Genomic DNA, 16,017 nt, shown 5'->3' on the forward strand with positions numbered 1-16,017 from the left:
GCCCGGTGCGCGGGTGGGCGCACCGGGCGCGGCGACGGCGGCACGATGACGAGCCACCGTGACGGCGGCACCGTGACGGCGGCGGTGGCTCAGTCGGCGTAGACGCTGCCGGTCGGGGCGGACGAGTCCGGCTCGTCGTGGCCGAGCGCGGCGGCCAGCTTGCCGAGCAGGTCGACCGCGGCCTCGGCGATGACCGTGCCGGGCGGGAACACCGCGGCCGCGCCCATCTCCAGCAGCTCCGGCACGTCCGCGGGCGGGATGACCCCGCCGACGACGACCATGATGTCGTCGCGCCCCAGCTCGGCGAGCTCACGGCGCAGCTCCGGGACCAGCGTGAGGTGCCCGGCGGCCAGCGAGCTGGCGCCGATCACGTGCACGTCGGACTCGGCGGCCTGCTTGGCGACCTCGGCCGGGGTCTGGAACAGCGGCCCCACGTCGACGTCGAAGCCGATGTCGGCGAACGCGGTGGAGATGACCTTCTGGCCGCGGTCGTGGCCGTCCTGGCCCATCTTCGCGACCAGGATGCGGGGCTGGCGGCCCTCGTGGCCGGCGAACTCGGAGACGAGCTCGCGGGCGCGGTCGATCGCCGGGTTCTGCCCGGCCTCGGCGGAGTACACACCGGAGATGATGCGGATCTGTCCGGCGTGGCGCCCGAAGACCTTCTCGAGTGCGTCGGAGATCTCCCCGACCGTGGCCTGGTCGCGGGCCGCGTTCACGGCCAGCTGGAGCAGGTTCTCGTCGTCGGAGCGCGACGAGCCCTCGGCGATCTTCTCCGCGGCGCCGGTGAGCGCGCGCAGGGCCTCGTCGACGGCGCGGTCGTCGCGATCGGCACGCAGCCGGGCGAGCTTCTCGAGCTGCTCGCGGCGCACGTTCGCGTTGTCGACCTTGAGCACGTCGATCTGCTCGTCCGCCTCGACGACGTACTTGTTGACGCCGATGACCGGCTGGCGGCCGGAGTCGATCCGGGCCTGGGTGCGGGCCGCGGCCTCCTCGACGCGCATCTTCGGGATGCCGGCGTCGATGGCCTGGGCCATGCCGCCCGCCTTCTCCACCTCGTCGATGTGCGCCCACGCCCGCTTCGCGATGTCGTAGGTGAGCTTCTCGACGTAGTAGGAGCCGCCCCACGGGTCGACGACGTCGGTGGTGCCCGACTCCTGCTGCAGCAGCAGCTGGGTGTTGCGGGCGATCCGGGCGGAGAAGTCCGTCGGCAGCGCGAGGGCCTCGTCGAGCGCGTTGGTGTGCAGCGACTGGGTGTGCCCCTGGGTCGCGGCCATCGCCTCGATGCAGGTGCGGACGACGTTGTTGTAGACGTCCTGGGCGGTCAGCGACCAGCCGGAGGTCTGCGAGTGCGTCCGCAGCGACAGCGACTTGGCGCTCTGCGGCTCGAACCGGTTCACGAGTTTCGACCAGAGCAGGCGCGCGGCCCGCATCTTGGCGACCTCCATGAAGAAGTTCATGCCGATCGCCCAGAAGAAGCTCAGCCGCGGTGCGAACCTGTCGATGTCCAGGCCCGCGTCGACCCCGGCCCGCAGGTACTCCACGCCGTCGGCGAGGGTGTAGGCGAGCTCCAGGTCGTTGGTCGCCCCCGCCTCCTGGATGTGGTAGCCGGAGATGGAGATCGAGTTGAACTTCGGCATCTTCCGGCTGGTGAAGCTGAAGATGTCGGAGATGATCTGCATCGACGGCTGCGGCGGGTAGATGTAGGTGTTGCGGACCATGAACTCCTTCAGAATGTCGTTCTGAATGGTTCCGGTCAGCTTCTCGGGGCTCACACCCTGTTCCTCGGCCGCGACGATGTAGAGAGCCAGCACCGGGAGCACGGCGCCGTTCATCGTCATCGACACCGACATCCGGTCCAGCGGGATGCCGTCGAACAGCTGGCGCATGTCGAGGATCGAGTCGATCGCGACACCGGCCATACCGACGTCGCCGGAGACGCGGGGGTGGTCGGAGTCGTAGCCGCGGTGGGTGGCCAGGTCGAACGCGATCGACAGGCCCTTCTGCCCGGCCGCGAGGTTGCGCCGGTAGAACGCGTTGGACTCCGCGGCGGTGGAGAACCCGGCGTACTGGCGCACCGTCCACGGCTGGTTGGTGTACATCGTCGGGTACGGCCCGCGCAGGTACGGGGTGATGCCCGGATAGGTGTGCAGGAAGTCGACGCCGGCGAGGTCGTCGGCGGTGTAGAGCGGCTTGACGCCGATCCCCTCCGGCGCCTCCCAGACCTCGGCGGAGCCGGTCCAGGTGGTCGCGGGGGTGGTGTCGCCCAGGAGCGGCACGCCGGTGAAGTCGGGAATGCTCACTTCGAGCCCTCCAGGTGGGTGTACACGTCGTCGAGGACGGCGAGGGCGTCGCAGCCGGCGAACAGGTGACCGTCGACGCCGGGCACCTCGTCCTTCGGCTTCCCCGCGAGCAGGATGCGCGCCGCACCGGCCTCGCGCAGCGCGGCGGCGGTCTCGGCGGCCCGCTCGTCGTAGACCGTGTCCGAGGAGCAGAGCACCACGACCGGAGTGCCGTTCTTGCCGTAGGCGTCGACGACGTCGGCGGTGGAGTCGGTCGGGCCGGCGTCGACGGTGTCGACGCCACCGGCGGCCAGCAGGTTGCGGGTGAACCCGGCGCGGGCGGTGTAGACCGCGAGCGGGCCGAGGGTGGCGAGGAAGGCGGTGGGGCGCGAGCCCGTCTCGCCCAGCAGCGCGTCGGAGCGGTCCCGGTGGGCCTCGTAGGCCTCGGCGGGGCGGTAGAGCGGCAGCCCCCCGCGCTCGACGGCCGGCGGCAGCGGGGTGCGCTCGACCGGCTTCTCGTTCAGGTCGGGGAACTCCGAGACGCCGGTGAGGGGCGTCCTCCGCTTCGCGACGTCGGTCTCGCGGCGGGCGCGGACCTCGCCGACCCGCTCGGCGACCAGGCCGGAGTCGAGGGCGGCGACGGCGCCGCCCGCGGCCTCGATCTCGACGAAGAACTCCCAGGCGAGCCGGGCGAGGTCGTCGGTGAGGTGCTCGATGTACCAGGAGCCGCCGCCCGGGTCGATGACCCGCGCCAGGTGCGACTCCTCCACGAGCAGGTTCTGGGTGTTGCGGGCGATGCGGCGGGAGAACGGCTCGGCGACGCCGAGGGCGGCGTCGAAGGGCGGCACGGTGACCGCGTCGGCCCCGCCGACGCCCGCGGCGAACCCCGCGACGGTGCCGCGGAGCATGTTGACCCACGGGTCGCGGCGGGTGAACAGCGCCTCGGGGACGGTGGCGTGCTGGGTCTGCGGCACGTCGGTGACGCCGGAGGCCTCCAGCACCCGGGCCCACAGCCGCCGGCCGGCGCGCAGGGCGGCGATCGTCGGGAACTGCTGGGGGGTGGCGGCGTAGCGGAACTCGAGCAGCCGGGCCGCGTCGGCGACGGCGATCCCGGCCGCGTCGAGCGCCCGCAGGTAGGCGACGCCCGCGGCCAGGGACCAGCCCAGCTCCTGGGCGTCGGAGCCGCCCGCCTCGCGGATCACGGTCGCGTCGACGGTGATCGCGGTGACCTTGTCGAAGGTGCCGTGGACTCGGCGGGCGACCTCGACGACCGAGTCGACGTCCGGGCCGGACCCCGCACGGGCGCGCAGCCCGATCGGGTCCACGCCCAGCGAGCCGAGCAGCTCGGCGTCCTCGACGCCGTTGCGCGCGGCCAGGTCCAGGTAGGCGTGCGCGGCGGCGGCCTGCTCGGTCCCGGCGTCGAGGGCGACCCCGGCCAGGTCCAGGTGCACGCCCTCCAGGGCGCGCGCCAGGTCGGCGACGGCGACGCCGCCCTCGCCCACGCGCAGCCACACCGAGGTGACGCCGCACTCCAGGTCGGCCAGCACGGCCTCGCGGACGGCGGCCGGGTCGGTGCCGGCGTGGCGCTGGCGGATGTCCCAGCCGGTGGGGACGTGCCCGTCGGTGCGGGCGCCGCGGGTGAACGGCCACGACCCCGGCACCCCGGTGGGCGGCAGGTCGGTGGTGTCCTCGTCGGCGTAGAGCGGCGCGACACGGATGCCGTCGGGTGAGGTGCGGGTCAGGGTCTCGACCCCGGCACCGAGCTCGGCGTCCTCACCGATCCGGCCCGACCTGCGCACTACCGCGTCCGCGGCGGCGAGCCACTGGTCACGGGTGACCGGGTCGAAGCCGCCGGCCAGGACCAGCTCCTCGGGCTCCACCGGACCGTCCACGGCAGAGCCCTCCGGACCGGCTGCGCGGTCGGCCGCGCTGCGGTCACTGTCCGTCATCCGCTCTGTTCTCCTCACCGGCCCGCGGGGCGGCCTCGTTGCCCGCCGGATGGCGCCGTCGTCGACGCCACCGAAGTGCAGCGGAGTCTAGTGAGCCGGTGCCGCCGGGGGCATGCGCTGTGGCGAGGCGCGCACGGCCTGTGATGCACCCGACTGGCGCAACGGGACCGTCCGGGGGCATCGCGGCGTACGCCCGGCGGTTCCCCGCCGGTAGTCCTCATGGGTAGCCCCGGGCGGCCCCGGACGCCAGTCTGGGGCCGTGTCGACTCCCGGACCCGCACCCGCCGTCCCCGGGCTGACCCCGGTCGCCCGCGTCCACGTCCTGCTCGACCCGCCGCTGGAGGTCGGCCGGACCCCGTTCGGCCGGGAGCGGGAGATCCCCATCGTCGGCGGCACGGTCTCCGGACCCGGCCGCGACGGCGAGGGGCTGCACGGCGAGGTGCTCCGCGGCGGCGCCGACCGCCAGCGGGTGCTCGACGACGGCACCGCCGTGATCGACACCCGCTACACCGTGGCGCTGCGGTCGGGGCACCTGCTGCAGCTGGCGACGGCGGGCTACCGCACCGGTCCGGCCCCGGTCCTCGACGCACTGCTCGCCGGGGAGCCGGTCGACCCGGCCCGCTACTACTTCCGGGTCGTCGTCGACGCCCGGACCGCCGACCCGGACCTGGCCTGGCTCAACACCGCGGTGCTCGTCGGCTCCGCGGTCCGCACCGCCGACGCGGTCGCCTACGACGCCTACCTCGTGACCTGAGACGGGTGGGAACAACCGGGGGCGGGGGTGCATTGTGGTCGGCATGCCCCCCGTGACCCGAGGATTCGTCGGGCGCAGGCCGCGGGACCGGCGGCTGCCACCCGGCCAGTACGACGCCGGCGACCAGTGGCCGGTGCTGACCGCCGAACGCGCCCCCACCCTGGACACCGCCCGCTGGACCTTCCGCATCGACGGCCTCGTCCGGCGCCCGGTCGAGTGGACCTGGGACGAGATCCGCGCCCTGCCCCGCGAACGCTGGGACGGCGACATCCACTGCGTCACCACCTGGTCGAAGTTCGGGATGCGCTGGAGCGGGGTCGCGGTCGACACGCTGCTGGAGGCCGCGGGGCCGCTGCCGGAGGCGCGGTTCGCCGTCGCGCACTCGCACTCGGGCTACACCACCAACATGCCGCTGTCCGACCTCACCGGCGGCCGGGCGTGGCTGGCGTTCGAGGCGCAGGGTGCGCCGCTGACCCGCGAGCACGGCGGCCCGGCGCGGCTGCTGGTGCCGCACCTGTACTTCTGGAAGAGCGCGAAGTGGGTCGCCGGGCTGCGCCTGACCGCCGAGGACGAGCCCGGTTTCTGGGAGCGCAACGGCTACCACGACCGCGGCGACCCGTGGTCCGAGCAGCGCTTCCAGGGCGACTGACCGTGGACACCACCCCGGCCACCACCCCCCGCCGGACCCTGCGCTGGCAGGCCGCGACCGTGCTGTCGGTGCACGACGAGGCCCCGGGGGTGCGGACGTTCCGGCTCGGCCTGACCGAGCCCGCCACGCACCTGCCGGGCCAGTACTACGTGCTGCGCCTGACCGCCGAGGACGGCTACACCGCACAGCGCAGCTACTCGGTGGCCTCCGCTCCCGACGGGCGGCCCGAGATCGCGCTGACCGTCGAACGTCTCGACGACGGTGAGGTGTCGGAGTTCCTGCACGACGTCGCCGTCGTCGGGGACGTGCTGGAGGTCCGCGGCCCGGTCGGCGGCTGGTTCGCCTGGGACGGGGTCTCCCCCGCGCTGCTGGTCGGCGGCGGCTCCGGCCAGGTCCCGCTGGCCGCGATGCTGCGCCACGCCCGCGCCACCGGCCGTCCCGACCTGGTCCGGATGCTGGTCTCGGTCCGCACCCCCGACGACCTGTTCTACGGCGAGGAGCTCACCGGTCCCCCGGTCACCACGGTGTTCACCCGGACCGCCCCGCCCGGCGCGGCCCGCCCGGCGGGCCGGCTCACCCTCGACGACCTGGCCCCGCTGGTCCGCGGCGGGGAGACCGCGTTCGTGTGCGGCTCCCCCGCCTTCGCCGCCGCCGCGGCCGACCTGCTCGCCGCCGCCGGGGTCCCCGACCACGCCATCCGGATCGAGCAGTTCGGTCCGACCGGGGCCTGACCCTGCGGCCCGCCGCGGGGGTGCGGCAGGATGACGCCGCCCCGCCCGCGCACCGCAGGAGCCGACGATGACCGTCACCCCCGCCGAGACGTCGTTCCCGAGCGGCGGGCTGCGCTGTGCGGCCTGGTACCTCGCCCCGGTCGGCGACGCGCTCGCGAACGACCGCGGCCGCCCCTGTGTGGTCATGGCGCACGGCTTCGGCGCCACCCGCGACTCCGGGCTGCTGCCCTTCGCGCAGCGTTTCGCCGCCGCGGGCTGCGCGGTGCTCGTGTTCGACTACCGCGGGTTCGGCGCCTCCGACGGCACCGGCGATCCCCGCCTGGACCAGGACGTCCACCACGGCAGGCACCGCGCCGACTACCACGCCGCGATCGCGCACGCCCGCACGCTGCCCGGCGTCGACCCCGAGCGGATCGTGCTGTGGGGCAGCTCGTACTCCGGCGGCCACGTCGTCCCGGTCGCCGCCCGCGACGGCCAGGTCGCCGCGGTGATCTCCCAGGGTGCGGCGATGGACGGGACCGCCGCGCTGCTGGAGATCCTGCGCTACGCCGGACCCGGACAGCTGGCCCGCCTCACCGGGCACGGGCTGCGCGACGCCGCTGCCGGGCTGCTCGGACGCCCGCCGCACCGGATCGCGGTGTTCGGACCGCCCGGGTCGACCGCGGCGATCACCTCGCACGACGCCGAGAGCGGCTACTCCTCGATCACCGGGCCCGGGTTCCGCAACACCATGCGGGCCCGGGGCGCGCTGCGGATCCCGCTGAACCGCCCGGTGACGGCGGCGGCGCGGCTGCGGGCACCGATCCTCGTCGTCGTCGCGGCGCGGGACTCGATCGCGCCGCCGGCGTCGGTGCGCGCGGTGGCCGCGCGGGCCGGGGCGGGCTCGGAGGTCCTGGAGCTGCCGTGCGGGCACTTCGACATCTATCTCGGCGCGATGTTCGAGCGGTCCGTGACCGCACAGGTGGACTTCCTGCGCCGCACACTCGCCGTCGCCTGACTGGGCCGGACGGAGGACCCGCAGACCCCGACTGGGGCAGCACCGCCTGTGAGTGGCCACACTCCGTAGAACTGAGCACCTATCGCTTACTCGCTCGCCGTAACGGGCCCCCGCCCCCGTGGCGATGTCACGGGGGACCACGGCGGCCTCACCGGTCCGTACCCCTGAACCCACAGGGTGCTCCCCCGCCGGACCGGAGGAAGCGTTCCGTCGCCGTGTAGGGAGATGACGGCACGTGACGATGTCCCCGCCCCGCGCGGGGGTCGCCGTGGTGCGCCCGGCCCCGGCCGGTGCGCCCGCGCGACACCCGGACCGCCTGCACCGGTTCTTCGAGGCCACGGTCGCCCGGACCCCGCGGGCGGTCGCGCTGCAGGACGGCGGCCTGGAGCTGACCTACGCCGAGCTGGACGCGCGCGCCAACCAGCTCGCCCGCCACCTGGCCGGGCTCGGCGCGGGCCCGGGCCGGCGCGTCGGGATCCTGCTGCACCGGACCTGGCGGACCTACGCGGTACTGCTGGCGATCGGCAAGACCGGCGCCGCGTTCGTCCCGATCGACCCGGCGGCCCCGGTGGACCGGGTCGGCTACATCCGCGAGGACGCCGGGCTGGACCTGCTGGTCACCACCACGGACCTGGCGGGCGAGCTGCCCACGCCCGGGCTGGTGCTGCTCGACACCTGCGTCGACGCCGTCGCCGCGCTCCCCCGTCACCCGCTCGCCCCGGTCGCCCCGGACCCGGACCCGGCGCCGCTTGCCTACATCATCTACACCTCGGGCTCCAGCGGGCGCCCCAAGGGCGTCGCGATCGCCCACCCGAGCATCTGCAACTTCGTGCACGTCATCACCCGCGTCTACGACATCCGCCCGCACGACCGCGTCCACCAGGGCATGACGATCTCCTTCGACTTCTCGATCGAGGAGATCTGGCCGACCTTCGCGGCCGGGGCGACGCTCGTCGTCGGGCCGACGGACTCGCGCCGGATCGGCGCGGAGCTGGGCGACTTCCTCGCCGCCACCGGCGTCACCGTGCTGTGCTGCGTGCCGACCCTGCTGGCGACGATCCCGCGGGAGCTGCCCGCGCTGCGCACCCTGCTCGTCGGCGGCGAGGCCTGCCCGGCGGGCCTGGTGGAGCGCTGGGCGCGCCCCGGGCGGCGGATGCTCAACACCTACGGCCCCACCGAGACCACCGTGACCTGCACCTGGGGCGAGCTGCACCCGGGGAAGCCGGTCACGATCGGGCGTCCGGTACCCACCTACTCCGCGGTGATCCTCGACGACACCCTGCGCGAGGTCCCCCGCGGTGAGGTCGGCGAGCTCTGCATCGGCGGCCCCGGGGTCGGCATCGGCTACGTCAACCTGCCGGAGAAGACCGCCGACCGGTTCGTCCACCACCCCGCGGCGCCCGCGAACGGCGACGGGCGGCTCTACCGCACCGGTGACCTCGCCCGGTTCGACGACCACGGCGAGATCGTCTACCTGGGCCGCGCCGACGACGAGGTCAAGATCCGCGGGCACCGCGTCGACCTCGGCGAGATCGAGACCGTCGCGCTGGAGCACGCCGACGTGGGGAGCGCCGTGGCCGCGGTCGCGAGGACCGACGACGGCACGGGCGAGGAGCTGACCGTCTACGTCGTCCCGGCCACCGGGCCGGGTGGGCCGGTGGACCGGGCGGCGCTGCACGAGCTGCTGCGGACCCGGCTGCCCGAGTACATGGTGCCGGGCTACGTCGAGGTGCTCGACACGCTGCCGATGATGCCCAGCGGCAAGGTCGACCGGCCGCGGCTGCCTGCCCCGTCCGGGCCGCGGATCGTGGTGGCCCACGGCCCGCACGTCGAGCCCTCGACGGAGCTGGAGACCGCGGTCCGGGCGGTGCTCGCCGAGGTGCTGGCGCTCGACGCCGGCCAGGTCTCGGTCACCGCCGACTTCTTCGACGAGCTCGGCGGGCACTCGCTGCTCGCCGCCCGGCTGGTGACCCTGCTGCGCGAGCGCGGCGTCGGCCGCTCCCCCGCGGTCCGCGACCTGTACGAGCACCCGACGGTCCGCGGCCTGGCCGCGGCACTGGACCCCGACGCGTCGGACGACGGCGGCGACGGCTCCGTGCCCCCGCCGCCGCGCCCGGAGCCGCTGCGCCACTCCCGGCGCCGCTACTCGACCGCCGGGACCGCGCAGGGCGCCGCGTTGTTCGTGCTGATGCTGGTCATGACCCTGCCCGCGGCCGGTGTGTACGCCTGGCACGGCGGCCGGGTCGCCCCGGACGTGCTGGCCCAGCTCGCCCTCGGCGCCACCGCGATCTTCCTGCTGCAGCGCTGGCTGCTCGCCCCGCTCGCGGTGCGCGCGCTCACCGCCCGGGTCGCACCCGGCCGGTACCCCATGTGGGGACGGGTGCACCTGCGCCTGTGGGCCGCGGACCTGCTGCTGTCGATGTCGCCGCTGCCGGTGCTGTCCGGCGGCCCGCTGGCCCCCGCCTACCTGCGGATGCTCGGCGCCACCGTGGGTCGCGACGTGCACCTGGGCACCTCGGTGGTGTCGATGCCCGCGCTGCTGCGGATCGGCGACGGCGCCACCGTCGGCTACGGCGCCGCGCTGCGGCCCTGGACGCTGGCCGACGGCTGGGTGACCGTCGCCCCGATCGCGGTCGGCGAGGGCGCCCACGTCGGTGCCAGCGCGGTCGTCGAACCGGGTGCGGTGGTCGGTGCGGACGCCGTCGTCGGGGAGCAGTCCGCGCTCGCCGCGGACCAGGTGGTGCCGCCCGCCGAGCACTGGGCCGGGTCCCCCGCGGTGCCCGACGCCGCCGACGCCGCGGTCGCCGAGCTGACCGAACGCGGCCCGGCGCCGTCCTGGACGCGGCCGCAGCGGGCGGCCGCGCTGGCCGGGATCGTCGCGCTGGAGCTCGTGTCGCTGCTGGCGCTGGTCCCGGCGGTGCTGCTGGTGTGGTCGTCGCTGCTGCTGTTCGGCGACGGCCCCGCCCTGCTCGTCGCCGCCCTGGTCGGGCCGGTGTTCGTGGTGACGGTGTGCGTGCTGGTGGCCGTCGGCCGGTGGGCCGTCGCGCCCCGCACCGGGCCCGGGGTCTTCCCGGCGCGCTCCGCGCTGGGGCTGCGCAAGTGGTTCGGCGACAAGCTCCTCGAGATGAGCCTGACCTACACCAACTCGCTGTACTCGACGCTCTACACGGTCGGCTGGCTGCGGCTGCTCGGCGCCCGGATCGGGCGCGGCGCGGAGGTGTCCACCGCCTCGCACATCGACCCGGAGATGCTGACGATCTCCCAGGGCAGCTTCGTCGCGGACATGGCGAGCGTGGGCAGCGCGACGTTCCACAACGGCTGGATGGTCCGCCGTCCGACGCTGGTGGGGCGACGCGCGTTCGTCGGGAACGCCGCCGTCGTCCCGGCCGGGTCGACGCTCGGCGACGAGTCGCTGATCGGCGTCGCGACGGTGCCCCCGGCGTCGGGCGTGCCGCGCGACACCACCTGGCTGGGGTCCCCGGCGATGCACCTGCCGGTGCGCCAGGACTCCGGGGACCACCCGGAGTCGCTGACGTTCGCGCCCTCGCGGCGCCGCGTCGCCGAGCGGCTCGGCATCGAGTTCCTGCGGGCCACGCTGCCCGCCTCGGCGATCTCGGTGTCGATCTACCTGTTCCTGCAGGGGCTGTCCGACGTGGCCCGCACCGGCGCCGCGTGGCAGGTCGTGCTCGCGGCACCGGTGCTGGCGCTCGCCTCGGCGCTCGCGCTGGTCCTGCTGGTCGCAGCGGTGAAGTGGCTGGTCGTGGGCACCTACCGGCCGCGGACCGAACCGCTGTGGAGCCGGTTCGTGCGCCGCTCGGAGTTCGTCACCGGGCTCTACGAGGCCTCCGCGGTGCCCGGGCTGCTGAGCATGCTGTCCGGGACCCCCTTGCTGCCGCCGATGCTGCGGCTGCTCGGCGCCCGGATCGGGCGCCGGACCTGCGTGTCGACGACCTACCTCACCGAGTACGACCTGGTGGAGATCGGGGACGACGCCGTCGTCGGGCGGGACGTGTCGCTGCAGACCCACCTGTTCGAGGACCGGGTCATGAAGATGTCGACGGTGTCGGTCGCGGACGGTGCGTCGGTCGGGGACCGGGCGATCGTGCTCTACGACGCCGTGGTCGGCGCCGGGGCGCGGCTCGACCCGCTGTCACTGGTGATGAAGGGCGAGCACCTGCCGCCCGGCTCCCGGTACCGGGGCATCACCGCCCGCGCGGTGCCCGACGCCGCGCCCGCCGACGCGGCACCGGCCGTGCCGCCCGCCGTGCCGCCCGCCGCGGCGCCGGAGACCGTGGCCGGGACCGTGCGGATCGCGGCCGTCGACCCGGAGCGCACGATGGTCCTCACCCGGGTGCAGGGGGCCGACGACCCGGGCCGCACGCTGCTGATGCGCTCGGTCCTGGCCGGGCGCCAGGCCCCGCGCCGCGGCAGCACCGGCCGGCACCGCGCGGGGGCCGCCGGCTCGGCCGGGGCCCCCGGGACCGGGCCCGCCGGCGCCGGGCACAGCCGCCGTGCCCCCGCCGGGCCGGGCAGCACGCCCCGTGCGCGGCACCGCCGCGCCGCCGCGGGCGCCGACGACCGTGCCGGCGCGGGCGAGGGCGGGCCGGACCGCGGTCCGCGTTCCGCGGAACGCGGACCGACCACCGGAGCAGGCGCTGCCGCACGCGTCCCGGTCCCCGCGGCCCGCTCCGCGGGACCCACCGCACCGGCCCTCCCCGCCGTGCCGCCCCGGCCGGGACCGGGGACGGCCACGCCTGCGGTGCCGCAGCCGCGCGACCACCGTCCCGTCCGCTCCGGGCCGGGCCCGCGGTGAGCCTGTTCGGGCGGCTGCTCGGCGGCCGCGGCCCGGCCCCCTCCGGTGGCGACCGCCCGGTGGCGCTGGTCTACCGCGGACCGGCGTCGCGCCCGACGGGGTGCGCCGAGTCGGTGGCGGCGCTGCTGGCGTCCTCGCGGCACCGGTTCGACGTGCACTACACCGGCCCGCGCGAACGGCTCCCGCTCACCGCGGACACCCTCGCCCGCGCGACGCTCTACGCCCAGCCCGGCGGCGGCACCCTGTCCGCGGCATGGCGCACGATGCGACCCGCGGCCGGCCCGCTGCGCGACTGGGTCGGCGACGGCGGCCGCTACGTCGGGTTCTGCCTGGGCGGCTACCTGGCCGGGGCCACCCCCGGGTTCGGCCTGCTGCCCGGCGACACCGACCGCTGGATCGACTCCCCCGGCGCCACCGTCGGCCACGACGGCGACGCCCTGGTCCGGCTCGACTGGCGCGGCCGCGACCGCACCCTGTTCTTCCAGGACGGCCCGCACTTCCTGCTCGACTCCGGCACCGTCCTCGCCCGCTACCCCGACGGGCTCGTCGCCGCCGCCGTGACCTCGTTCGGGCACGGCCGGGTCGGCGTCGTCGGCCCGCATCCCGAGGCCGGACCCGACTGGTTCGCCGATGCCGGGCTGCACCCGGCCGACGCCCGCGACCTCGGGCACCAGCTGATCGACGAGGTTCTGACATGACCCGACCGCAGCCGCCCGGCAGCCACCGCCGCGGCGCCGACCGCCCCGCGCCGCCCCGGCCACCGGTGCCCGCCCTCGTCCCCGTACCGGGCACGCCCCGGCGGACCGGCACCCACCGCGCCCCGGAGGGACGGCCGGACGCCGCCACCCGGACCGCGAGCCGGCCGCGCCGGCCGTCCCCTCCGCCCGGCACCGCGCCCGGGAGGACCGTCGTCGTACCGGCCCCCCGCACCGCGGGTCCCCCGCCTGCCCCGTCGGTACCCGCGCGGACCCTGCGCACCGCGTCCGCACCACCGGACACCACGGAGACCACCACCGTGCTGCCGGCCACCACCCGGGCCACGCCCGCCCCGGACCCGGCTCCCCCGGCCGCGCCGGAGCCCGCGCCGCCCCGCGAGCGCGCCTCGCGCCTGCTCGGCGTCGACGCCACCCGCGGGGTCGCGCTGCTCGGCATCATCGCCGTGCACGCCCTCGTCGAGGCCACCGACGACGGCACCCCCACGGCCAGCTACCTCGTGTTCGGCGGCCGCTCCGCGGCGCTGTTCGCCGTCCTCGCCGGGGTCTCGTTCGCGTTCATGACCGGGCGCGCCCGGGTCCGCACCGGCCCCGACCTGCGCGCCACGGCGGCGATGCTCGCCACCCGCGCCGGTGTCCTCATGGTGCTGGCACTGGCCCTGAGCTGGACCGACCCGTCGATCGCGGCGCTCATCCTCCCCTACTACGCGATCGCGTTCCTGCTCGCGATACCGCTGGTCCCGCTGCCGACCCGGGTACTCGCGCCGCTCGCGGTGCTGCTGTGCCTCGGGGTGCCGGTCCTCTCGCACCTGGTGCGCCCGTTCCTGCCGGTGCCCGACCTCGGCAACCCCTCGGTGCTCGACCTCGTCACCGACCCCGGCGCGCTGCTGTCGGAGCTGACCCTGACCGGCGCCTACCCGGCGGTGGTCTGGCTCGCCTACATGGCGGTCGGGATCCTGGTCGGACGGCTGCGGCTCTCGGACCGGCGCACGGCGGCGGCGCTGCTGGCCGGCGGCGTCGTCGCGGCGACGGCGGCCACCGGGCTGTCGATGTGGCTGCTCGGCCCGGGCGGCGGGTACGCCGCGATCGCCGCGGTGAGCCCGCCGGGGATCCTCGACAGCGCGCCGACGATCGCCGACGCCGTCACCGGCTACCCCGACGGCGTCACCCCCACCTCGACGTGGTGGTGGCTCGCGACCGTCGCGCCGCACTCGGGCACGCCGCTCGACGTCGTCCAGACCACCGGGTCCGCGCTCGCCGTGCTCGGCGCGGTCCTGCTCCTGGCCTCGGTCACCGCCCGCGGCGCCGGGCCGCTGCTGGGGCACCTGCTGCGCCCGCTCGCCGCCGCCGGGTCGATGACGCTGACCCTCTACGTCGGCTCGATCCTGTTCATGAACTCCCCGCTCGACGACCTGGGCCCCTGGGAGGGCTACCTGTGGCAGGTCACCGTCGCGGTCGGGATCGGGCTGGCCTGGCGGCGCGCGGTCGGGCGCGGCCCCCTGGAGACCGCCGTGTCGGCGCCCGCGCACGCCGTCCGGGACCGGCTCCGCGGCCGGGCCCGCGATCGGGTGGCGTAGCCGGGCGGCGCCGCACGCCGGTCGCCGCCCGCGGGCACCACGGATAACCTCGCCGTCATGATCGACCTGACCCGGCGGCGCCGGGCCCTCGTCGGCGTCGCCGTCGTCCTGGCCGTGCTGGGGGGCTGCGCGGCCGGTGTGCCGCAGGTCGAGCGGGCGGCCCCGTGGCCGCAGCGCCCGGTCGTCGACGCGTCGCTGGACCTCGCCCCGGACCTGTCCTCGGCCACCGGTCGCCAGACCGTCCGCTTCACCCCCGACGCCCGGATCTGCGAGCTGGTCTTCCGGCTCTGGACCAACCGGCCGACCGTCGTCTCCGACGGCGGCTCGTCCCGGGTCACCGACGCGAGCGTCGACGGCACCCCGGTCACCCCGCGCACCGAGCAGGCGGGCGCCCCGGACGGCGCACCCGGCACGCTCGTCGAGCTGCCGCTGCCGTCCTGCGTCGACGCGGGCACCACCGTCACCGCGCAGCTCGGGTTCGCCCTCACCCTCGGCGAGGACTCCACCGAACGCATCGGGTACTCCCCGTCGGCGGGCACCGCCTGGCTCGGCAGCCCGCTGCCGGTGCTGGACTGGGTCCGCGGCCGCGGCTGGGTCCGCACCCCCGCCGTGCGGATGTCCGGCGAGACCGTCGTCGCCGAGGACTACCGGCTCGCCTCGCTCGCCGTCACCGCGGCGGCGGACCAGCAGGTCGTCGGGGTCGGGACGGCCACCGGCACCCGCGACGCCGGCGGCGGGCGGCTCACCCGCACCTTCGCCGCCGACGCGGTCCGCGACGTGGCGGTCGCCGTCGGCGCCTACGAGGTCACCGGGTCCACGGTCGGCGCCACGAGGGTGCACGTCGCGCTGCCCACCGCGGGCCGCGCCGGCGCCCGGCGCGGCGGTGAGCTCCGCGGCTCCGCGCAGGACTGGCAGGGCGAGGTCGCGCGGTTCCTCCCCGCCCTGGAACGGCTCCTGGGGCCCTACCCGTACCCGGACCTCTGGCTGACGGTCGTGCCCACCCAGAGCGACGGCGTCGAGTTCCCGACCCACCTGCAGTTCGGCGACGTCGACGACGCCACCCGCCCGTCCCTGGCCGCGCACGAGATCGCCCACTCCTGGTTCTACGCGCTGGTCGGCAACGACCAGGCCCGCGACCCGTGGCTGGACGAGGCGTTCACGACCTGGGCCCAGGCCCTGGTGGCCGACCAGCGCGACCTGTACCGGATCGGCAGCTTCGGGCCCGGCGACGTCGCGGGCCCGATCGGCGCCCCCATGTCGTTCTGGGACTCCCGCGGCGGGTTCACCGACCTCGTCGACGGCGTCTACGACCAGGGTGCCGCGGCGCTGTTCGCGGGTCGCGACGCCGTCGGCGCGCAGCGGTTCGACGCCGCGGTCCGCGCCTACGTCGAGGCGAACGCACACCGCGTCGCCGCCCCGGCCGACGTCGAACGGGCCTTCGCCGACCTGCCGCAGGTGCTCGACGTGCTGCGCCGCCACGGCGCCTTCGACCCGCGCACCGGCGGCTGAGCGCCTCCGCGGCGACCCGCGTGTCCAGGGCCACCGCGCCCGGTCC

Annotated in this window: 10 protein-coding genes; 8 read left to right on the forward strand and 2 right to left on the reverse strand. The window is 76.0% G+C overall.

Annotation, left to right across the window (positions count from 1 at the left end; translation table 11 throughout):
* Positions 1–89: 89 nt before the first annotated feature.
* Positions 90–2,300, reverse strand: a complete 2,211-nt coding sequence (scpA, locus tag KPF22_RS15945; RefSeq protein ID WP_224402529.1) for a methylmalonyl-CoA mutase — start codon at positions 2,298–2,300, stop codon at positions 90–92.
* On the reverse strand, positions 2,297–4,228 hold the full coding sequence (locus tag KPF22_RS15950; RefSeq protein WP_224402530.1) for a methylmalonyl-CoA mutase family protein: 1,932 nt from the start codon (positions 4,226–4,228) through the stop codon (positions 2,297–2,299). The genes scpA and KPF22_RS15950 overlap by 4 nt, the downstream gene beginning before the upstream one ends.
* Before the next feature lie 259 nt (positions 4,229–4,487).
* On the opposite strand from KPF22_RS15950, the gene KPF22_RS15955 reads away from it, so the two are divergent.
* The 8 genes from KPF22_RS15955 (at position 4,488) to KPF22_RS15995 (ending at position 15,971) form a co-directional block, all read left to right on the forward strand.
* Entirely contained in the window at positions 4,488–4,982 is a 495-nt protein-coding gene (locus tag KPF22_RS15955; RefSeq protein WP_073574920.1) for a DUF3237 domain-containing protein, read from the forward strand.
* A gap of 43 nt (positions 4,983–5,025) precedes the next feature.
* Positions 5,026–5,631 (forward strand): sulfite oxidase-like oxidoreductase, encoded by a 606-nt coding sequence (locus tag KPF22_RS15960; protein ID WP_178373839.1) that lies wholly within the window; start codon positions 5,026–5,028, stop codon positions 5,629–5,631.
* 2 nt (positions 5,632–5,633) lie between these two features.
* A complete protein-coding gene (locus KPF22_RS32705) occupies positions 5,634–6,362 on the forward strand; it encodes an FAD-binding oxidoreductase (protein WP_208820275.1) in 729 nt (242 codons plus the stop codon).
* Positions 6,363–6,429: 67 nt separating this feature from the next.
* Positions 6,430–7,359, forward strand: coding sequence for an alpha/beta hydrolase (locus KPF22_RS15975; RefSeq protein ID WP_224402531.1), 930 nt, complete (start codon positions 6,430–6,432; stop codon positions 7,357–7,359).
* 241 nt (positions 7,360–7,600) lie between these two features.
* Entirely contained in the window at positions 7,601–12,172 is a 4,572-nt protein-coding gene (locus KPF22_RS15980; protein ID WP_224402957.1) for a Pls/PosA family non-ribosomal peptide synthetase, read from the forward strand.
* The gene (locus KPF22_RS15985; RefSeq protein WP_224402532.1) at positions 12,169–12,870 is read left to right on the forward strand and encodes a BPL-N domain-containing protein; all 702 of its coding nucleotides are present in this window, start codon (positions 12,169–12,171) and stop codon (positions 12,868–12,870) included. Before KPF22_RS15980 ends, KPF22_RS15985 begins: the two co-directional genes overlap by 4 nt.
* Positions 12,867–14,462, forward strand: coding sequence for a heparan-alpha-glucosaminide N-acetyltransferase domain-containing protein (locus KPF22_RS15990; protein WP_305080333.1), 1,596 nt, complete (start codon positions 12,867–12,869; stop codon positions 14,460–14,462). Before KPF22_RS15985 ends, KPF22_RS15990 begins: the two co-directional genes overlap by 4 nt.
* A 57-nt stretch (positions 14,463–14,519) precedes the next feature.
* On the forward strand, positions 14,520–15,971 hold the full coding sequence (locus KPF22_RS15995; protein WP_224402533.1) for a M1 family aminopeptidase: 1,452 nt from the start codon (positions 14,520–14,522) through the stop codon (positions 15,969–15,971).
* Positions 15,972–16,017: the final 46 nt, after the last annotated feature.

The sequence above is a fragment of the Pseudonocardia sp. ICBG1034 genome (assembly GCF_020131375.1).
Lineage (GTDB): Bacteria > Actinomycetota > Actinomycetes > Mycobacteriales > Pseudonocardiaceae > Pseudonocardia > Pseudonocardia alni.